The sequence below is a fragment of the Evansella vedderi genome (genome assembly GCF_030813435.1).
In the GTDB taxonomy this organism is placed as follows: Bacteria; Bacillota; Bacilli; order Bacillales; family Salisediminibacteriaceae; genus Evansella; species Evansella vedderi.
This window is the reverse complement of the sequence record NZ_JAUSUG010000002.1, coordinates 152518-173851: the sequence shown is the minus strand read 5'-3', so window position 1 is coordinate 173851 and position 21334 is coordinate 152518. Positions and strand designations below refer to the sequence as shown.

The window sequence follows — 21334 nt, the reverse complement described above, 5'->3', positions numbered from 1 at the left end:
TGTAACAGGGATCATGTCTTTTTTCATTTACTCGTTTTCCTTAAACTTCATTAGCTCACTGACTGTAACTAGCTGAAATCCCTCGTCAATTAATTCTTTCACAAGGATTCTAACAGCTTCCATCGTTTGAGAACGATCACCGAAGCCATCGTGAAAAAGAAAAATACTGCCGTTTCTTATATGATTACGAGATTTAGTTACAATATGATTTACTCCAGGCTGTTCCCAATCCACTGCATCCATATTTACGGCACCAATCATCTTGTAGGAAAAATCTTGTACAATCGAAACCGTGTCTTCATTAAAATCAAAGTAGGGTGGCCGAAAGGTAGCTGCCCTTTGACCAGTTAATTTCTTAATAATAGAATCCGACTCTTTAATTTCTTCTTTACAATCATCTTTGCTCATTTTCGTTAAAAAAGGATGGGTGTATGTATGATTACCAATTTCATGGGAATGTTCTACCACATTTTTAAGAAAAACGAATGGAAAAAAAGTAGAGAATGTTATGATTCAATCGGATGAGGAAAAAGAGTTCGGTTTATTCGACATGGCCGATTCATATGATGAGAAGCAGGAAACAATCGCGAATTGGTTGAAAGTTGTAAATGACAAAATCATTTATACATACGATTTTGGTGATAACTGGGAACACGAAATTGTTTTAACAAAGAAGGTTAGACCTGAAAAAAAGGCACAGTATCCACGATGTATCGGAGTCAAAAACCTTTCCCCTGAGGAAGACAGCAGGGGAGAAGTATTAATGGGGGAAGTGGACCTTGAATACGCAAACTCAAACATACTATTGGAAGAAATTAACCTGAGTTTGGAGGAGCAATCTCCTGACACCGGTACGAATACCGAAGAGAGTCATATTGATTATTGGGAAGAAGTTCTATTGAAGTCAAAAGAATTTTATAAGTTACGTCCATGGGGAAATATGGATGATGATATGATGTTTACTGTTGTGGATCCTGTTACTAATGGATGAGGAAGAGGCACGGCTAATGCTTTTGGCATTGGAGCAGACGATGGAAGTGTATAAGGAAATAACAGCTGGCCTGAAAATTCCTGATTTACTTGCTGATGAAAAAGTGTACGCCAAAATGACCATTGAAGAAATGGAGAATAGACTTCCTTTTTGAAGCTGCATGGACATAAAGTAGAGGAAGTCGGTAGGCATTTATACTTCCATTTCGTCTCGCACCTTTCAATAGAATGCATCAATTGTATACATAAGTTTGGGGAAATAAGGGGGGAGTTTAAATTGGGTAAACTTTAATCTTGTTTTGACCCTAGTTTATCCTATTGATCTAAACCCCTTTCCCAATACAATAAAAAATGGTACCTGCCCATTACTACAGTTAGGGGCAGGTACCATTTTTATATTCATCCCCTTCCAAGGGGGCTAGTGATCTTTTTACATACAGATGTTCAAAGCATTAGAATCAAATAATTTCCCGGCTGATTATTTATACATAAATTCCGCTTTTTTATGAAAGGGTTATTATTTTTATATAAAAACATTTTTTAAAACCCTTTGTGCATTGACGGTTTAACACGCTTTTTCCATGGGTTAAATTACCATATAAAAAAACTATTGATAATTATTTTTATGCATGATATTGTATATTTTATCGTTATAAAATAAAAAAAGCTATATTGAAAACACAAAAGGAGTAGGAAAAATGAAAAAAATAATAACATCTATGATCTTATTTACATTACTTTTTGTTTTAGGGGCGTGTAATGCTAGCGAAGGAAAAGAAGCTGTGGACCAAGGGGAGAAAAAAGAAACCCTTATTATGGCAACATCTCCTGACTATCCACCATTTGAATTTTATAACCTAGTTGATGGAGAGCAAGAAATAGTAGGTTTTGATATTGATATTGCGAAGTACATTGCTGAGAAGCTTGGATACGAATTGGAAATTCGTGACATGGAATTTGACGGATTAATTGGCTCCTTACAATCAGAGCGTGTTGATTTTGTTATGGCTGGGATGCAGGCAACAGAAGAACGAAAAAAATCAGTAGATTTCTCTAATGTTTATTATGGTGGAGCCCAATCGATGGTATTTAGAAAGGATAGTGGCTTCTCTGGGCCTGAGGATTTAGCTGGATTAACGATTGGTGCACAGTTAGGTACAACATCAGAGCAGATGGCCCAAGAAATAATGGAGCAGGTTGATGGGATAGAATTAAAGCCATTAGGGAAATTAAACACCATTATTATGGAAGTAAAAAATAATCGTTTAGACGCTGCGATTCTATCTGAGTCCGTTGCGAAAGCATATTTAAGTGTACATGAAGATTTAGATTATCTTCCACTTGAAGGGGAGCAAGCTGGAAATGCTATTGCCTTCCCTAAAAACTCTGATTTAGTAGATAAATTTAACGAAGTATTAGCCGAAATGGAAGAGAGCGGAAAGCTGGACGAGCTTATTAAGAAGTGGTTTGAAGAAGCGCAAGAAGAAGCAGAGTAATAATATTCGTTCATTTGTAAAAACTACCATTAAACGAATGAATAGAAATTTAGGTGAAGACGATGAACATTGATTTTTCTAGAATAGAACCTTATATTCCCTTCATGCTGGAGGGAATATGGGTTACTTTACTTTTTACATTACTATCCTTAATTTTTGGTTTGATATGGGGTACTTGTCTTACATTAATGAAGATCTCCACCATTAAACCATTAAGATGGTTTGCAGATTTTTATACATCTATTTTTCGTGGTACGCCATTATTACTGCAATTGTTTATCATTTATTTTTCCACACCTCAATTATTACAATATGATATTTCCCCGTTAATGGCAGGGGTACTTGCTTTTGGATTAAATTCCTCGGCGTATATATCTGAAATAATGAGAGCAGGAATCAATGCAATTGATAAGGGACAAAGGGAGGCAGCGATGTCTCTAGGGGTTAACTATTCTACGATGATGCTGTTTGTGATTCTTCCACAGGCATTTAAAAATATATTGCCGGCACTTGTGAATGAAATGATTACTTTATTAAAGGAATCATCCCTCGTGTCTGTTATTGGTGTTCAAGAATTATTACGACGAGCAAATATCGTTACCTCTCAAATTTATGTAACCTTTGAACCTTTGATATTTACAGGGATTATTTACTACGTTATCGTAATGATCTTAGCAATTTTGGCTCGATTACTAGAGAGAAGGATGAGAGTAAGTGAAGCCTAATAAAGCTATTGAAATAAAAAACTTAACGAAGAAATTTAAACATTTAACAGTACTGGATGGAATAGACGCTTCCATTGACCAAGGAGAAGTTATTGCTATTATTGGCCCTTCTGGATCCGGGAAATCTACCTTGCTTCGTTGTATCAATTTATTAGAAATGCCGACTAGCGGGGAAATATGGTTTAAAGAGAATGAAATTACAAGTCCTAAAGTTAATTTAACAACGGTTCGGCAAAAAATGGGAATGGTATTTCAGCACTTTCACTTGTTTCCTCATATGACTGTTCTTGCTAATTTAACGTTTGCTCCCATTAAAGCAAAGAAGCTTTCCAAAGAGGATGCAGAGGAAAAAGGCCTTGCGTTATTAAAACGAGTAGGATTAGAAGACAAGGCGAAAGTATATCCAGGAAGTTTATCAGGTGGACAAAAGCAACGGGTCGCCATTGCTAGAGCTTTAGCAATGGAGCCTGAAATTATGTTGTTCGATGAACCAACCTCTGCCCTTGATCCGGAGATGGTCAAGGAAGTACTGGATGTTATTAAGGACTTAGCAAAAACAGGAATGACGTTGGCGATCGTAACACATGAAATGAACTTTGCCCGGGAAGTGGCAGATCGCATTTGGTTTATTGACAAAGGTAAAATTGTTGAGGACACTGACCCAGCAGAGTTTTTCAAGCAGCCTAAAACAGAAAGAGCGAAGCAGTTTTTAGATAAAATATTATAAGGGAAACAAACACTGTTACCCTTGCTCTAAACTTAATAAAACAAGATTGGGGTGCTTAATCTATGTTAGAAAAACATTCGATTAGGCACTTTTTTATTTTGGATATTTTTTTATTTTTTTCGGATTAATTAAATGTGTAGGTTGTTCTACAATGAAGGAAATAAATAAACAGGAGGGGTTATTATGAAAGCGTTTTATTTCATTCCATTTCTACTTATCCTTGCCGTCACTAGTATTGGATGTTCAGGTAGTGGTTCAGAGAATGTAGATGGTGAAAGTGATGTATTAGTTGTTTATACTGCAAGAAGTGAGAGTCTAAATGAAGCAGTTATTCCTGCCTTTGAAAGAGAGACTGGAATTAGAGTACAGACAGTTACTGCTGGTACAGGTGAATTAGTTACTAGAGTTGAATCGGAACGAAATAATCCACAAGGAGATATCCTATGGGCAGCAGACGTTACGATGTTGCATGATAAAACGGATCTACTTCATGAATATGTTTCTCCAGAAGATGAGTATATGATTGAGCAGTTCAGAAATGAGACAGGGTATATCTCACCAGCATTTGCTGATCCTACCGTATTCATTGTAAACACAGAACTAGCCGGTGGAGAAGGTCAAATTACTAGTTTCCAAGACCTTCTTAATCCGGATTTAAAAGGGAGAATTGCATTTGGAGATCCAGTAAACTCCAGCTCCGCTTTTCAATCTTTAATGGCAATGCTGTATGCTGCGGGTAATGGGGATCCATTGGCAGATGAAGCATGGGAGTTTGTTGAGAAATTTATTGCAAATGTTGATGGCAGAATACAAGGAAGCTCCGGGCAAGTTCATAGAGGGGTAGCAGATGGGGAGTATGTCGTAGGTCTAACTTGGGAGGATCCCGTTATTCACTACATTATCAGTGGTGCGCCAGTCGAGGTTGTATTTCCAGATGAAGGAGCTATTTTCCCTGGGCAGGCAGTTCAAATTATAAAGGGTGCCAAAAACTTAGAAAATGCTAAGAAATTCGTTGACTTTGTCCTTTCTGAACAAGTTCAAAGTCATGCTGGGCAAGAATTAACAGTAAGACCACTTAGAAAAGGTGTGGAACTGGCAGACTATATGATTCCACAAGATGAGATTAAATTCTTTGAAGAGTACGACGAGATGTGGGTTGTTGAACATACAGATGAAATTATAGCAAGGTATGTTGATATTATTGAAAGATCGCTAGACTAATAGATTTATAAACATAACATCATACAGAGTGACTTATTTGATTTATCAATAAGTTACTCTGTATCAATTTACAATGGAGGTATACCATGAGCGTTTCTATAAATATAGACAAAGTTGTAAAACGATTTGGAAATGAAACCGTAATTAATGGATTATCCCTAAATATTAAGCCAGGCGAATTATTTACTTTGTTGGGGCCTTCTGGTTGTGGGAAAACCACCTTATTAAGAATGATTATTGGCTTTAATTCCATTGAAGATGGGAAGATTGAAATTGATAACAAGGTGGTTAATGATATACCTGTTAATAAGAGAAAAATGGGGATGGTATTTCAAAATTACGCGATTTTTCCCCATATGTCAGTAGCGGATAATATTGCATTCGGTTTAAAAGTCAATAATTTAAGTAAAGCAGAAATTAATAAGAGAATGGAAGATATTATGAAAGTGGTTCGAATTGAAGCACATAAATCAAAGAAACCAGACAAACTGTCAGGTGGTCAGCAACAAAGGGTTGCATTAGCCAGGGCATTGGTGATTCATCCGAAGGTTCTATTAATGGATGAACCCCTTTCTAATCTGGATGCCAAATTAAGAATTGAAATGAGAAATGCAATTAAAGCAATTCAACAACAGGTTGGAATTACAACCGTTTATGTAACCCACGATCAGGAGGAGGCATTGGCCATTTCAGATAGAATTGCTGTAATGAACGGTGGTGTCATTCAGCAGATAGGTAAACCTGAAGACATCTATTCTCGTCCGAGTAATTTATTCGTTGCCCAGTTTATTGGGACTTCCAATGTGATTAAAGGAAAAATAGAAACGGATGAATCTGGTGGGGTATTTGTTCGCTTAAATGAGAATTACAAAGAAAAGATGGATAATTTATCGGAAATAAAGAAAGGTCAGGAAGTTATAGTAGCTGTTAGACCACAAGAGTTTATCCTTGTTGAAGACGAAAGTTCCATTAAAGGTGTGATTGAGAGTACGATGTTTTTGGGTTTGAATACTCACTACTTTGTAAAGCTGGATACAGGTGAAAAGGTGGAGGTAATCCAGGATGCAGAAGCTAACGAAATTATGCCAGAAGGGACTCGAGTTCATTTAAAGTTAAAATCTAAAAAGATAAATCTTTTTGATTCAGCTACTGAAGAATCGTTAATTAAGGCAGGTGGATAATATGAAACAAAAAAAGTCGCTTTTTAATCTCTGGAACGCTTCATCACTTATTATCCTAGGCTTAACGATCTTGTTTATTCTCTATCCCCTTTTCTTGATTTTAAATAAGGGTATGTTTGATCCAGAAACTGGAAGATTCACCTTGCAGAACTTTTACCATTTCTTTGATAGGAAATTTTACTGGATCACATTAAGAAACAGTTTTGAGGTGACCATTGTTAGCACCGCTCTCGCTGTTATTATTGGTATACCGATGGCCTATATGTTAAGAAGGGTGAAGATATTTGGAAGTAAATTTGTTCAGATTTTAATTATTGTGTCCTATATTTCTCCGCCTTTTATTGGAGCATATGCGTGGATTCAGCTTTTAGGGAGAAGTGGTGTTGTCACTAAATTTATCAATGACACTTTTAATATGAACTTTGATGGAATATATGGATTTACTGGAATCGTATTAGTACTAACTCTACAGTCTTTTCCATTGGTGTTTATATACATTATGGGGGCACTAAAGAATTTAGACAGTTCACTCATTGAAGCAGCAGAAAGTTTAGGATATTCCAATTTTCAAAGAATGATTAAAATAGTCATTCCACTTATTTTACCTACCATTTTTGCCAGTTCATTATTAGTTTTTATGCGAGTGATTGCTGACTTTGGTACGCCAATGCTTATTGGTGAAGGCTATCGGACGATGCCAGTCCTTATCTATCAACAATTCCTAAGTGAAGTTGGTGGAGATGCAGGCTTCGCAGCTGCAATCGCAACCCTTTTTATTTTTGTAACAATCTCTCTGTTTTTATTACAGCGTATACTGTCTCGGCAATACTCCTATTCTATGTCGGCGTTAAGACCAATGGCTGTACAACAAAGTAAAGGAATAAAGAATATATTAAGCCATTTGGTGGTTTATTTTGTTACATTTCTAGCCATATTACCACAGATGGTTGTTATATTTACATCCTTCCTTGAAACTAGAGGGGGGCAAGTATATACAGGTAATTTCTCATTACAAAACTACCAGAATATTCTATTTAATCGAGACCTTTCGATGATTACGAATACCTACAAAATGGGGTTATACGCCATTGTTATTATTGTAATTCTTGGAATTTTCATTTCTTACCTAACAGTAAGAAAGAGAAATATGATAAATTCTATATTAGATACATTTTCTATGTTCCCATTTGTAATCCCGGGTTCCGTATTGGGTATAGCACTTGTTTTTGCCTTTAGTGACAGTCCGTTATTTTTGACAGGAACAGTTACGATCATGGTTGTGGCCTTCGTTATAAGGAGAATGCCATATACGATCCGTTCAAGTACAGCGATCATTGGCCAAATTCACCCGAGTATTGAAGAAGCGTCCATCAGTCTCGGGGCATCGGAAGCGAAGACGTTTTACAAAGTAGTGGTGCCAATGATGATGCCAGGGGTATTAGCAGGGGCGATTATGAGCTGGATAACCATACTAGGAGAATTAAGCGCTTCCATTATACTTTATGCAAGTAATACACAAACTTTATCCGTTTCCATTTATACAGAGGTTATTCGTGGAAACTTCGGAAACGCATCAGCTTATTCAGCGATTTTAACTGTAACATCGATTCTATCATTACTTATTTTCTTTAAATTAACAGGCAAAAAAGAGATTAGCTTATAGCATAGTGAGGTTGCCTTATTATTAATTGGGGCAGCCTTCTGTATATTATATTAATAGAATGATAATGGGGATGTAAATATGGAGCAGCGCCAAAAGATTAAGGATTATATACAGAACTCTTTTATAAAAGCCACAGTGATCATAATATCCTTCATTTTAAGTGTATATTTATTATCGTTATATATAATATTTAATCTTTCCATTGTTAATCCGAATAAGGAAGTAAATGAATATCTTACAAATAAAGTCGCTCAGGAATTCATTTACTATAAGGAAGGGGTGAAATCCCTCTCCAATGAGGAAGAAATAATCCGGGCTGTTGAAACCAATACTGCCACGAATGTAGTTAATCAACTATTATACGACTTTCAGCATGAAAGGAAAATACCTTCCAATTTTGCTTTGTTAAATAGAGACAAAGAAGTCCTCTCCAGTAGTTTATATAGGGATGAAAGAGAAAGATTGGAAAATAGCTTTTTTATTGAAAATCTAACTAATAACTTGAATAGAGATATGTACATTGAACAATCCGTTGGTAACTTATTCGAGAACTCCCATCATTCCACTTATTTTTTTTCTATCGTAATTAAAGAAGAGGAACAAGTCCTTGGCTATTTAGTATACTTTTTAGAAGATTTTGTCGTGGATTCAAGCTATGATCAAATGGTTTTTGTTACAGATCAATTTGATAACGTTATCGCTAGGACACATGATTTTAGGATAAATAATCTAGGGAAGTTAAACATAGATACAAGTACAAACTACGTTAGTATTAATGGATATTATTTCTACCTAAATTATAACACTGTAGGTTCTCAAAACATTGGCATTTTGACGATGACATCTATTAATATTTACAGGTTACTGCTCTTCTATGGTATAGCATCCATGTCCGTTAGTAGTTTAATCATTATTTTAGCCGTTTTAATTGTAACACCAAAAATACTAAAAAAAACATTACAGCCTTTCGATACGTTAGTTTCCATCATTTCTAATCAAAACAATAATCAGACACCTGTAGACGACGATAATGTTTTTGATGAATTACAGACCATACACGAAGAGTACAACAGTAAGATAAATGAAATAAAAACCCTGATCCAGATAAATAAAGAAATTATGGAAAAAAAGAGAGAGCTTGAAATTAAACATTTGGAAGCAAAGTTTAATCCCCACTTCCTTTATAATGTTCTGGAAATGATTAAGTACGAAATTACTTTGGACCCTGAAAATGCGTCTGAAATTATTGTGAAAATTGCAAAGCTAATGAGATATAACACCAATTTTGGAAATGTTACGGTACCTCTTAAAACCGATTTAGAATATCTTGAAGACTACTTTAGTTTACAAAAAATGAGATTTGGAAAAAGACTTGAATATGAGATAGATATCCCAAATGAATTATTGTATATTCATGTCCCAAAATTAATTATACAACCACTTATCGAAAACGCTATTAAACACAATATCGATAAAACAAATAAATTATCCATTAGACTTTCTGCACATAAATTTAATTCTCATCTTTTTATAGTGGTGCAGGATGACGGTGAAGGAATAGAGGCTAATAAATTGTCTGAGATTCAAAAGGTATTATCAGGTGATACCGAGATGACTGACCATAATGGTATTCGTAATACTCACAACATTATTCAACTGTTATATGGGGAAAACTACGGCCTGCAAATTGAAAGCAAAGTTAACCGTGGAACACTGGTTAGGTTATGGATTCCATTGGAAGAGGTGGATTAATATGAACCGGGTATTAATTGTGGAAGACGAACTTATTATCCAAAAGGGCTTGCAATTTAAGGTTAATTGGCTGAAAAATGATTGTATTATCGTAGGGTGTGCAGAAAATGGCGAAATTGGTATGGAGAAAATAAGAGAGTTAGAGCCGGATATTGTCTTAACGGATGTTAGGATGCCCTTTAAAGACGGTATAGAGATGTTAACGGAAAGTAAAAAAGATTTTAACTATGAAGCCATTATTTTATCTGGTTACAGTGAATTCAATTATGCAAAGCAAGCGATAAGACTTGGGGTCCATGATTATCTTCTAAAGCCAGTGGATATAAAGGAATTAGAAAGGACCCTTTCGAAGCTCGTATCTAAGATAGAGCAAAGAAAAGTACAGGAAAACCTTAAAATGAATTCATTACTATATCAGGATGTATTAAATATTAATATAAACAAAGAAACTATCTCTAACTATGTATTAGAGGTAATAGATTATATAAAAGAGCATTATCACGAAAAAGTAACATTGAAGGATGTAAGTGATGCATTACATGTTTCTTCTGTTAACCTAAATTCCAAATTTAAGGATGAAACCTCTCACAGCTTTAACGAATTTTTGACTAGGTATAGGATTATTAAGGCACTTGAAATGTTACAAAATGATAAGGTATTAATTTATGAAGTGGCAGAAGAAGTGGGTTTTAGCGACTATAAGTATTTTAGTCAAGTATTTAAAAAGTACATTGGAATGTCACCTAAACAATTTTTGAGCCGGAATTTGAAATAGAGGTCATTTAGGTGGAAGTAGCTATCCTATGTTGTTAGAAAAAGGCGTTTATCTCAAGATGTCATGGAGATAAACGCCTATTTATATGACAAATTTGGTTAAATTTCCTTTTAGAATTTTATAAAAGCATTTATTAATTCCATATTTTGTAAAATTATTCTTCATTTGTTTTTTCCGAAGTTTATTCTACAATGAATTAATATAGAAAAGTGCAGGCTACCACAACCTTAAAAATGAGAGCGTATACTAGATTCGAAAAATTAAAATAAATTATGTGTGATAAAGGAGTTTTTTATGAATCGAAACTTTATTTTATATTTAACACTAATGGTCTCTTTTATTGGTGCTTTAGGTTTTTCTTTTTATTTTTATATGAAGGCAAATTACTACGATTATCAAATTTCCGAGGCTACATCAACATACAGTTCTTTACCAAACTATCATTTTGTCTTAATTAGTGAGGAAGTTGATCATGAGTACTGGCGTTTGGTGGAAGAGGGGGCCAAGGAGGCGGAAGCTGTCTACGATGTATATGTGGAATATAAAGGACCAAGAAATTCTAATCCTGAGGAACAAGTAAGGCTATTGGACATGGCTATAGCAGCTAAGGTAGATGGAATTATTGTTCAGGCTTTAAATGATGAAATGTTTACGCCCCTCATCAATAAAGCAGTAGAAAATGGGATACCAGTTATCACTATTGATACGGATGTCCCGAATAGTTCCCGCATGACGTATATAGGAACAGATAATTATCAATCAGGGCAAATTGCAGGACAAGCACTAATAGAAGATACGAATGGAGAAGCTGTGGTTGGCATCATTGCAAATAGCTTTAGTTCTATCCATCAACAACTTCGAATCCAAGGATTTAAAGATGCAGTAGAAAATATAGAAGGGATACAGATTGTCGCCATTGAAGAATCAAATAATTCAAGAGTAAGAGCAGCGGAAAAAGCAGATAAAATATTAGGGGAACATGAAGAAATTACGGCGTTTTTTGGAACCAGTGCTTTAGATGGTCTTGGTATTTCCACCAGTATGAAAGCGTTACAGAGGCAGGATGATATTTATATCCTTGCATTCGATTCGTTAAAGGAAACCCTTGATTTATTGGAACAGGGAAAAGTAGATGCTGTCGTGGCACAAGAGCCCTTTCAAATGGGGTATCAAAGTGTGGAACGGATGTTAGCTATTATTACTGGCCAACAAGTTCAAAATGTCTACCACACGAATACAAGCATTATTCGTAAAAGTGATTTACGAGATTGGCAGACAAAAGTGGGTGTTAACCCATGATCAAAATTCGGACAAAGCTACTTATTTATTTTACGGTCATTGTTTTATTTACATTAGTAATCTCCTATGTTCAGAACCAAAGTCATGAAAGAGCCTTTGACTTGTATGAAGAAAGTTTGAATCATTTGTTCCTTAAAAATGAAATTTCCCAAAAGACAAAGGATACGTATCAATCCCTTTACACCTATGTTTTGGAACCATTGGAAGATAATCTATCTAATTATGAGGAGAATAGAAGGGAGCTCCTTTCCTTACAAGAGAGGCTGTTGAATACCGAGAGTTTTATGGGAGATGCTATTTTAATGAAAAACTACCAACATCTCATGGATAGTTTTCTAGAGCAGTCGGATAACACCATTAATGGGGTGAACGAACAAAAAGTACAAGTTTATTCCTATCATCTGAATGAAGCGGAAAAAACGCAGCAATACATACACGATACAACTCTAGACATTATTAATCGGGAGCTCACTAGCCATCAACAACTTTATCCGATAATAGAGCAAAAGGTAAACTATACTAATAAAATGGGGACGGCCATATTCATCTCTATATTATTACTAGGTATTCTATTTGCCCTCTGGTTTTCCAATGGAATAACGAAAACCATTACTCATTTGACAGATGCAGCAGAGCAAATTTCTGCGGGAAGCTTTACAGGTAAGGATGTTCAAGTGTCTACAAAGGATGAACTGTGGTTTTTAACGAAAACATTTAATCAAATGAAAGAGAATATTAATCATTCCGTAAAGGAAATTGAAGAAAAGGCGAGATTGAAGGAGCTGTTAAAGGAGACGGAGCTTCGAAGCTTGCAAAACCAAATAAACCCGCACTTTCTTTTTAATACATTAAATACTATTTCCAAAACAGCTTATATTGAAGACGCGGAACGAACCAGTGAATTAATCTCCTCCGTATCTGCTCTGCTCCGCTATAACTTAGGGGATATAGATAAAGCAATTGTTTTAGGAGACGAGGTAGAAATTGTAAAAGAATATTTCTTCATACAAAAGACTCGATTCGGAGACCGTGTTCAGTTTGAAGAGAATATTGAGGAGTCGTGTTTAACCACTCCGATTCCCTGTTTAACTCTGCAGCCTATTGTGGAGAATGCCTTTATGCATGGGGTAGAGGAGATGAAGAAAGGGGCAAAAATCCAACTGACCATTTATGAAAAGAATCATTTTGTTTTTATAGAAGTAAGGGATAATGGTGTAGGAATGGACAAGGAAACGGTGGAAAAACTCTTTCACCCGCAGGAAAGTGAAGCGTTTTCTACGACAAAAAGAACCGGTCACTCAACGGGAATAGGACTAATAAATGTTATCTCTCGCTTGCAATTGTTTGATTCACAGAATGAGGTGAGGGTTGATTCTCAACTAGGTCAGGGAACAACCGTTACGATTAAATTAGTAAAACAGGGCCATCCAATAAATAAACCAAAGGAAGGGAGGAATCGAACATGAGCGAGAGGATTAGAGTTATGCTGGTGGATGATGAACCCTTGGAGCGGGAAGGCCTTCAATTAATGTTAAGGAAGAATCGTTCCAATGTGGAGGTTGTGGCGGAGGCGCGAGACGGACAAGAGGCCATAGATCTTGCCCAAGAATGTAAGCCAGACCTAATCTTTATGGATATAAAAATGCCAGAGGTAGATGGTGTAATTGCTGTTAAAGAAATTATTACCACCCTGCCCATGACGAAGTGCATAATGGTCACTGCCTTTGATACTTTTCAATACGCCCAAGAAGTGATGAAATATGGGGTAAAAGAGTATTTATTAAAACCAAGTAAGAAAGGAAGAATCTTAGAGGCTTTTGATCGAATGGCAGCAGAAATTGAAGAGGCAAAGAAGGTGGAAGCAGAAAAAGCAGCCATTAATCATCGCCTTGAAAGAATTAGTTCGTTAGTGGAATCGGAATTTATTGTTTCGTTAATGATGGACTATGTTCACGAATTTAATATGGACGAATGGTCCGAATGGATAGAAGTGGATGGGGAGCAAGGCTTTGTTGTTGTTTTTTCCTTTGAATCTAAAAGTCTATTGCCAAACCGTCAGGAAAAAACCGAATGGTACCGAATACTAAAACAGTTTTTACAAAAACATTACCATCATTGTCTAATAGGCCCGCTTATTGGGTTTCAAGTACCCACGTTTTTCTCCCTTAAGAAGGATGGAGAGCGTAATCTTAAAGCGAAGGAAAATGTGGTTCGTACCTTCATTCACCTTTTTCAAAAACATGTACAGAATTGTCGTCTAGTTGCAGGGATAGGAAGTACAGTGTCTAAATTAAATCAGTTTGATCACTCTTATGGGGAGGCAATTTATGCTTTAGAGTCGGTTTATAATCATCCAAGTGCTTCGTATATGACTTTTCATCCAAAATTAAAGGAAAAACGAAAAGAGTTTGTTCCTTTTGAGGTGGAGAAGGAACTGTTTGAAGCAGTGAAAGGTGCCGATCTACAGAAAGGGTTACGTTTATTTGATTCGTATTTTCAAGGAATTAGTGAAGCTTCGCAGCATCAGGTACCAACGATTCAAAAAAATATGGTCCACTTCTTTCTTGTTTTGAAAAGAAAGATGAAAGAGTTAGGTATCGAGGAAGAGTTTCCGACACAATTTCATCTGTTAAGTTCAGCAACTCAAGTAAAGGAAGCAGCAAAAGTGCAGTTATCCAATATAATCGAACGAATCAGCGACTGGCGAGTAAACGATATGAAAGGGCAGCTAACTCGGGCTAGGGAGTATATTGATGCTAATTATCATAAAGCCATTTCCCTTGAAGAAGTGGCTGAACATGTTGGGTTGAGCTCCTACTATTTAAGCAAGCTCTTCAAAGATCGTTATGAACGGACTTTTATCGATTATTTGACCGATGTAAGAATGACAAAAGCAAAGGAGTATTTAAAGGATCGTAACCTTCCATTAAAAGAAATTGCCATTGACATTGGCTATAAAGATCCAAATTACTTTAGTCGTGTTTTCAAAAAAGAAACAGGAATCAGTCCAAGTGAATACAGGGGAAAACTTTAACCTGAAAAAGGAGCAACGGTGCAGAAAGCCGTTGTTTTTTTTGCTGTAGCGGAACCAAGCCATAAATTTGCAAAAAAGTCTAGACCTTAACAAGAAAGTGAAGATGAAAGCGATCTCACAAAGCAGTATCCATGATAGATTTTAATTGTTCACAAATTTGGAGTTAAAGGGAAGGGAGTTTTTACAATGAAAAAATGGATTTTAAGCCTGTTATTAGTGTTTGGTTTGATAGTATTTACCGCTTGTGGAGAGGATGCTGCAAGTAATGGAGATAGTGGTGACGGGGAATCTTCACTAAGAATTGGACTATCTGTTGCAGACTTAACACTAGAGCGTTGGCAGCATGATAGGGATATTTTTGTAGAAACAGCGGAATCTTTAGGTGCAGAAGTTATTGTTCAATCAGCCGATGGAGATGAAACAGTACAAGCAAACCAAGTGGAGAACATGTTGACACAAGGTATTGACGTATTAGTTATTATTGCCCATAACTCTGATAGTATTGGTTCTGTTGCTGCACAAGCTCAAGCAGAAGGTATACCTGTTATTGCCTATGACAGAATGATTAACAATGCGGAAATTGAAGCTTATATTTCATTTGATAATGTACGTGTTGGTGAGATGCAAGCAGAATACTTAGTAGAGCAAGTACCTACAGGTAACTACTTCTTAATGGGTGGGGCTCCTACTGACAACAATGCACACATGTTCCGTCAAGGTCAAATGAATATTCTTGAGCCGTTAATTGAAAGCGGTGATATTACCATCGTTGGTGATCAGTGGGCAGATGGTTGGTCTGCAGATGCTGCATTAGGAATTATGGAAAATGCATTAACAGCAACAAACAATGAAATTGACGTAGTAGTGGCTTCTAATGACAGTACAGCCGGTGGTGCCATTGAAGCTTTAGCAGCTCAAGGTTTAGCTGGAGAAGTAAAGATTTCCGGTCAAGATGCTGACTTAGCTGCTGTTCAGCGTATTGTGGAAGGAACGCAATCCATGACGGTATATAAGCAAATTCATTTAATTGCTTCTCAAGCAGCTGAATTGGCAGTAAAAATTGCAAATGGAGAAGAAATAGAATTTGATGACAGAATCAGTAATGGTACGATCGAAGTTCCGTCAATACTTCTAACGCCTATCTCTGTTAACGCAGATAATGTCATTGAAACGGTAATTGAAGACGGATTCCATAGTTTCGAAGATGTATATCGTAATGTACCAGAAGAGGAGCGTCCTGATTACGACGGTCAATAATAGATAGATAGTTTCGTTCTGGATTTAGGAGGGGGGAGTTTGGTATAGATGCTCCCTCCGATATTTAACATTAAATTGTAGTCCATAGGTGGTGAGTATATGTCAATCTTAGAAATGCGGGGGATCACCAAGGAGTTTCCAGGTGTTAAAGCGTTAGACAATGTAAACTTCAAAGTAAAAAAAGGGGAGATACATGCCCTTTGTGGTGAAAATGGAGCAGGGAAATCTACGCTGATGAAGGTATTAAGTGGTGTTCATCCACATGGTACTTACGATGGAAAAATCCTTATTAATGATAAAGAACAAAATTTTCAAACGATCAGAGATTCAGAGAATGCTGGTGTGACAATCATTTATCAAGAATTAGCGCTCGTAAAGGATATGACCATTGCAGAAAATATCTTTTTAGGGAATGAGCCGACATCAAATGGGTTCATAGATTGGGAGACAATGTTTTATGAAGCAAATAAATGGCTAAAAAAGGTTGGACTTTCTATTGAATCCAACTTAAAAGTCTCTAATTTGGGGATTGGTCAGCAACAACTTATTGAAATTGCCAAAGCTCTCTCTAAAAACTGTGAAATTATAATCATGGATGAGCCGACAGCAGCATTAGCTGAAGAGGAGGTTGAAATATTAATCAATATCCTTCACCAGCTCCGTGAAGATGGGATTACCGTAATCTATATTTCACACAAATTAAAGGAAGTAATGCGCATTTCTGATTCCGTAACCATTTTACGAGATGGCCAAACCATTGGTACTAAAGGGATTGATGAAATTGACGAAAGTGGTATTATCTCCATGATGGTTGGTCGTGAATTAAAAGATTTATTTCCTTATGAAAATAATAAGATCGATGAAGTCATTCTTAAATTGGACGGTTATTCCTTTTTTGAGCATAAATCCAAGAAGCCTGTTACTGATGATGTTTCGTTAACCCTTCATAAAGGTGAGGTATTAGGTATTGGTGGCTTAATGGGAGCTGGAAGAACGGAATTAGCCACAAGTTTATTTGGTGGCTATGAAGGAAAAGCAGAAGGGTCCGTTTATATTGATGGTGAGAAATATGAAGTAAAGGGACCGAAAGAAGCGATTGATAAGGGGTTAGCCTATGTTTCCGAGGACCGTAAACGGTATGGATTAGTTCTCGGAATGGATGTGGCGAAAAATACAACGATGGCTTCGTTAGGTCAAATTTCAAGTCTATCTTTTATTAATCAGGAACGAGAGATTTGGGAAACGGAAAAATACAACAAAAAAATGCGGGTAAAAACACCGTCATTAGAAACCAAGGTCGTTACTTTAAGTGGTGGAAACCAGCAAAAGGTTGTATTGAGTAAGTGGCTCATGTCAGGTCCGAAGATTTTAATTTTAGATGAACCAACTCGTGGTATTGATGTTGGTGCAAAACAAGAAATATACAAATTAATTAATGAATTAACGGCACAAGGTGTAGGGATTATTATGATTTCATCAGAACTCCCGGAGCTTTTAGGAATGTCAGACCGTGTGTTAGTCATGGCTGATAGAAAAATAATGGGAGAGTTATCGAAGGAAGAAGCAAACCAAGAAGCGATCTTAAAGCTAGCAACAGGAGGGGAGAATATTGAAGAATCGCATTAGTTTTAAACTGGATGTTCGAGCATACACGCTCATCATTGCACTCATCATGATCTTTGTTGTCTTTACCATATTAACGAACGGGGATTTTATTTCTTCCCGAAACATAACGAATCTATCAAGACAAATGACAGTTATCGGGATACTGGCTGTAGGAATGACCTTAATCATCGTAGCCGGTCATATTGATTTATCCGTTGGTTCTTTACTTGGATTAACTGGTGGTATTGCTGCTATTCTCCAAGTATGGTATGGATGGTCCACGTTCCCGGTTATTATAGTTACCATATTGGCCGGTATTTTGCTAGGGTTATGGCAAGGTTGGTGGGTTGCCTATAAAGGTGTTCCAGCCTTCATTGTCACTCTCGGTGGAATGATGATTTTCCGAGGAATATTGCTGGGGATTAGCGGTGGGCAGACGGTTGCACCAATGAATGAAAGCTTTCGAGTAATTGGGCAAGCGTATATTCCGTATGTTATTGGCTACTTACTTACTGCTGTCCTCATTGTCTTTGCCTTTATCATGGTGGCGAGAAAACGAAAACGACGTCAAAAGCTAGATTTGGCTTTGTCTCCAGTCTCTTTTGATTATGGAACCGTGATTGTATTTTCGGTTTTGATTACCTTGTTTGTTTATATGTTAAATCGTTATCATGGAATTCCAGTACCACTCCTTATTTTATTGGTGATTGCAGGTATTTTTATATTCGTGTCAAAAAATACGACGTTTGGTCGTCACATTTATGCTATCGGTGGTAACCCTGAAGCGGCAAAACTATCAGGTATTAATATTAAGCGAAACATCTTGTCGGTCTTTGTTATCATGGGTGCTTTATCCGCAGTTGCCGGTATGGTACTTACAAGTAGATTGAATGCCGGTACGGTAAGTGCAGGTCAAATGTATGAGCTAGATGCCATTGCTGCAGTAGTTATTGGTGGAACGAGCTTAATGGGTGGTGTAGGAACCATTGTTGGTTCCATACTAGGTGCCCTCATTATGGCAAGTATAGATAATGGGATGAGTATGATGAACGTTCCACCGTTCTGGCAGTATATCGTAAAAGGTATGATTCTTATTCTAGCAGTTTGGTTAGATATTTCTTCGAAGAAAAAGACAGCATCATAAACAATCGTTTTTCTAGAGCAAGGGACTTATCATGGTTCCTTGTTTTCTTCATGTTTTCGAAAAGTAGGTGGCTGAGGAGAGTATGGAACAGGTACAACAATAGGTGCTTTAAAAGGACCCTCAACCAATTTGGTAAGGGTCCTTTTCCTTATAGTAAACTTTAAGGTCTTGCTCGGTTAATACGTCTTGAAATGAAATGCCATTTTACTGTTTTTCATAGTGAAAATACGCAAAGTCCACATATCCACCAATTTGCGTGGTTGCATAATTAAATAGACCAATACGATAGCCCATAAAATGGTCTAAAGTGTACTTCATTTTCAAAGGCTTACCAATTCCTAGCCAATCTTCTCCATTCGAAGAATAGTAAAATTTCGCGATGTCGATACTGTCCTCAAAGTTAAATTCTATTTTTAAATGAATATGCTTCTCCTGAATTGGCTTCTTTTCTACTATTTCTTCACTGCCATCACCACGGTTCACACACATGGTTATGTAGTTTTCACCGTTCTCAGTAACTTGAATACCAACGGTCCCGAATGTATTTTGGAGAGCAACTAATCCAGCATGGTCACCAGGTTTCATGTTTGTTATGTCCATCAAGGTAGTTCCTGTACAGGTTGGACCTTCTGTTCTTTGTGTTAAGGTATTACGAGCCTGTAAAATACTATTGGTTAAATGTCCGGTTTCTAGTCGTAGATATCCTGGCCGTTTCACGAATGACCAAAGATTATTGTCTGGATTATGATTCCACTGCCAATTCAATGCTAATTTGTTTTCTTTATGGTCAAATTCATCGCTTATGACTAATGGAGAATGGGAAGATGCAGGCATAGTAGTTTCAAATTCTTTCGGTGCTTTACCATCGACTCCAATCATTGGCCATGCCTCTTCCCAGTTTACAGGTAAAATATAAGGAATCCGGCCAACGGCATCATGGTCTTGGAAAAGCATCGCATACCATTCGTTGTCAGGCGTATCAAAAATTGCCCCTTGTGCAATTCCTTTATTGTGGTATCCCATGTCATCATCAAAAATTATTTTTCGCTCATATTCACCTAAAAGTTCCCTTGAACGATAAGCTATTTGTCTTCTGCGCTGATTTCCACCAGTCGGCCACTCGATGAATAATAAATAATAGTAACCGTTCAGTTTATATGCATGGCACCCTTCACATCGCAAGCCTATACCCTCTTTTGGAGTTTCCAACAATAACTGATTAACGCCTCCTGGTTTTACAGCTGTTAAATCTTCCGTTAATTCTGTAATGCGAACATCTCCACAACCATAGATAACAAAAACCCTATCTTCGTCAAACAGTAAAGCAGGATCGTGATAAATTCCTTCAATAGTAGAGCGCTTCCAATTTCCATTTTCAATATCCTGTGTTTGAAATACATAGAACTGATTCATATCATTACTTGAAAAACAAACATAAAAGGTATCATTATGATAACGTAAACTTGTAGCCCATTGGCCTTGTCCATAAATACCTTTTTCATCTAATAGGTTATGGGCGGCATTATCCTCTAACGTATCATACACATAGCCGATAATTTCCCAGTCTACTAAATTTTCCGACTTCATAATCGGACATCCTGGTACAGTATGCATACTCGTACTAACCATATAATAAGCAGCACCAACTCTTATTACATCTACATCTGGAATATCCGACCAAAAAATTGGATTGGTTACAATAGCATTACTCATTAACCATTTCCTCCCCTTTTTCTCTTAGTTTTAGATAACTTTACTATAAAGCCCCTATAATATCTAGTTCGATCCTGTAACCAAACGTATTTTTGGGTGAATGAGTAATGATGGAGGTGTACCCATTGACTAATAATTTTCATTTTGACTAGAATGATAGTTCATAATAATATCTAAATACGAACAATAAAAAAATGACAGGGGATTTGCTATACCTGGGTTTCCGTGATAATAATATTCAATTTATCGATGAAGTTTCATTTTTAAAGGGGAAAATGAACTTTGATTTTGAAAGTACGAAAGAGAAAAGAAGTGAACTAGCCGTTACTCGGTTAAAGGCTTTAAAAGAGAGGCAATTACACGTAGCTGGTAGCAACAGGTTGGTTTACCATACAGACGCATCTAAAGGGGTTGTCCCTCTTCTCATTGTTGTTAACATCATAATGAGCAGAAGCCTGTTTTTTAGAATTGAAAATCAAGATTCTAAAAATAAAATAATTTTTTTAGAAGAGGTTTTTCAAATTTATGTAAAATATATTTTTTAACGATAGTTCACAATTGAAACTACAGATCAAAACTACTTTAAGTTTTCGGGTTGAATTTATTATTAAATAAAGAGACTCATTTTTTGTGTTTATTTTTTTTAAAATAGCATTTTATTATAAAAATAAATCTATATAAGTACATTTTCTCATACACTTTGTATGGCCAAAAAACTTTTCAGAATTTATTGACAAATGAATCCGCTTTCT

At 36.4% G+C, this 21334-nt stretch carries 19 protein-coding genes; 17 read left to right on the top strand and 2 right to left on the bottom strand.

Features of this window, described 5'->3' with window-relative positions; all coding sequences use genetic code 11:
* Window positions 1-27: 27 nt before the first annotated feature.
* Window positions 28-468, bottom strand: a complete 441-nt coding sequence (locus J2S74_RS03175; RefSeq protein WP_307321730.1) for a polysaccharide deacetylase family protein — start codon at window positions 466-468, stop codon at window positions 28-30.
* A gap of 40 nt (window positions 469-508) precedes the next feature.
* Between J2S74_RS03175 and J2S74_RS03170 the strand changes: the two genes are divergently transcribed.
* The 16 genes from J2S74_RS03170 (at window position 509) to J2S74_RS03095 (ending at window position 18869) form a co-directional block, all read left to right on the top strand.
* Window positions 509-991, top strand: a complete 483-nt coding sequence (locus J2S74_RS03170) for an IS1096 element passenger TnpR family protein (RefSeq protein ID WP_307321728.1) — start codon at window positions 509-511, stop codon at window positions 989-991.
* Entirely contained in the window at window positions 984-1145 is a 162-nt protein-coding gene (locus tag J2S74_RS03165) for a hypothetical protein (protein ID WP_307321726.1), read from the top strand. Before J2S74_RS03170 ends, J2S74_RS03165 begins: the two co-directional genes overlap by 8 nt.
* A gap of 543 nt (window positions 1146-1688) precedes the next feature.
* Window positions 1689-2486, top strand: coding sequence for a basic amino acid ABC transporter substrate-binding protein (locus J2S74_RS03160; protein WP_307321724.1), 798 nt, complete (start codon window positions 1689-1691; stop codon window positions 2484-2486).
* 62 nt (window positions 2487-2548) lie between these two features.
* Window positions 2549-3211, top strand: a complete 663-nt coding sequence (locus J2S74_RS03155; RefSeq protein WP_307321722.1) for an amino acid ABC transporter permease — start codon at window positions 2549-2551, stop codon at window positions 3209-3211.
* 7 nt (window positions 3212-3218) lie between these two features.
* The gene (locus tag J2S74_RS03150) at window positions 3219-3938 is read left to right on the top strand and encodes an amino acid ABC transporter ATP-binding protein (RefSeq protein ID WP_307322294.1); all 720 of its coding nucleotides are present in this window, start codon (window positions 3219-3221) and stop codon (window positions 3936-3938) included.
* A 183-nt stretch (window positions 3939-4121) separates the two neighbouring features.
* Entirely contained in the window at window positions 4122-5159 is a 1038-nt protein-coding gene (locus tag J2S74_RS03145; protein WP_307321720.1) for an extracellular solute-binding protein, read from the top strand.
* 86 nt (window positions 5160-5245) lie between these two features.
* Window positions 5246-6340: an ABC transporter ATP-binding protein gene (locus J2S74_RS03140; RefSeq protein WP_307321718.1), complete on the top strand. Its 1095-nt coding sequence runs from the start codon at window positions 5246-5248 to the stop codon at window positions 6338-6340.
* Between the two features lies 1 nt (window position 6341).
* Window positions 6342-8003 (top strand): ABC transporter permease, encoded by a 1662-nt coding sequence (locus J2S74_RS03135; protein ID WP_307321717.1) that lies wholly within the window; start codon window positions 6342-6344, stop codon window positions 8001-8003.
* Window positions 8004-8081: 78 nt separating this feature from the next.
* Window positions 8082-9755: a sensor histidine kinase gene (locus J2S74_RS03130; protein ID WP_307321715.1), complete on the top strand. Its 1674-nt coding sequence runs from the start codon at window positions 8082-8084 to the stop codon at window positions 9753-9755.
* Window position 9756: 1 nt separating this feature from the next.
* A complete protein-coding gene (locus tag J2S74_RS03125) occupies window positions 9757-10530 on the top strand; it encodes a response regulator transcription factor (protein WP_307321713.1) in 774 nt (257 codons plus the stop codon).
* A gap of 294 nt (window positions 10531-10824) precedes the next feature.
* Entirely contained in the window at window positions 10825-11829 is a 1005-nt protein-coding gene (locus J2S74_RS03120) for a sugar-binding protein (protein WP_307321711.1), read from the top strand.
* Window positions 11826-13295: a sensor histidine kinase gene (locus J2S74_RS03115; RefSeq protein ID WP_307321709.1), complete on the top strand. Its 1470-nt coding sequence runs from the start codon at window positions 11826-11828 to the stop codon at window positions 13293-13295. The genes J2S74_RS03120 and J2S74_RS03115 overlap by 4 nt, the downstream gene beginning before the upstream one ends.
* A complete protein-coding gene (locus J2S74_RS03110; protein ID WP_307321707.1) occupies window positions 13292-14863 on the top strand; it encodes a response regulator in 1572 nt (523 codons plus the stop codon). The genes J2S74_RS03115 and J2S74_RS03110 overlap by 4 nt, the downstream gene beginning before the upstream one ends.
* Window positions 14864-15049: 186 nt before the next feature.
* Window positions 15050-16120, top strand: a complete 1071-nt coding sequence (gene xylF, locus J2S74_RS03105; RefSeq protein WP_307321705.1) for a D-xylose ABC transporter substrate-binding protein — start codon at window positions 15050-15052, stop codon at window positions 16118-16120.
* Window positions 16121-16219: 99 nt separating this feature from the next.
* Window positions 16220-17746 carry a xylose ABC transporter ATP-binding protein gene (locus J2S74_RS03100; protein WP_307321703.1) on the top strand — a complete coding sequence of 509 codons (1527 nt, stop codon included), beginning with the start codon at window positions 16220-16222 and terminating at the stop codon, window positions 17744-17746.
* Window positions 17730-18869, top strand: coding sequence for a sugar ABC transporter permease (locus J2S74_RS03095; protein ID WP_307321701.1), 1140 nt, complete (start codon window positions 17730-17732; stop codon window positions 18867-18869). The genes J2S74_RS03100 and J2S74_RS03095 overlap by 17 nt, the downstream gene beginning before the upstream one ends.
* Before the next feature lie 204 nt (window positions 18870-19073).
* Here J2S74_RS03095 and J2S74_RS03090 read toward each other — a convergent pair whose 3' ends face one another.
* Complete coding sequence (locus J2S74_RS03090; RefSeq protein ID WP_307321699.1) at window positions 19074-20582, bottom strand: glycoside hydrolase family 43 protein; 1509 nt, start codon at window positions 20580-20582, stop codon at window positions 19074-19076.
* A 275-nt stretch (window positions 20583-20857) separates the two neighbouring features.
* Between J2S74_RS03090 and J2S74_RS03085 the strand changes: the two genes are divergently transcribed.
* Window positions 20858-21127: a hypothetical protein gene (locus tag J2S74_RS03085; RefSeq protein ID WP_307321697.1), complete on the top strand. Its 270-nt coding sequence runs from the start codon at window positions 20858-20860 to the stop codon at window positions 21125-21127.
* The last annotated feature ends 207 nt before the right edge of the window (window positions 21128-21334 follow it).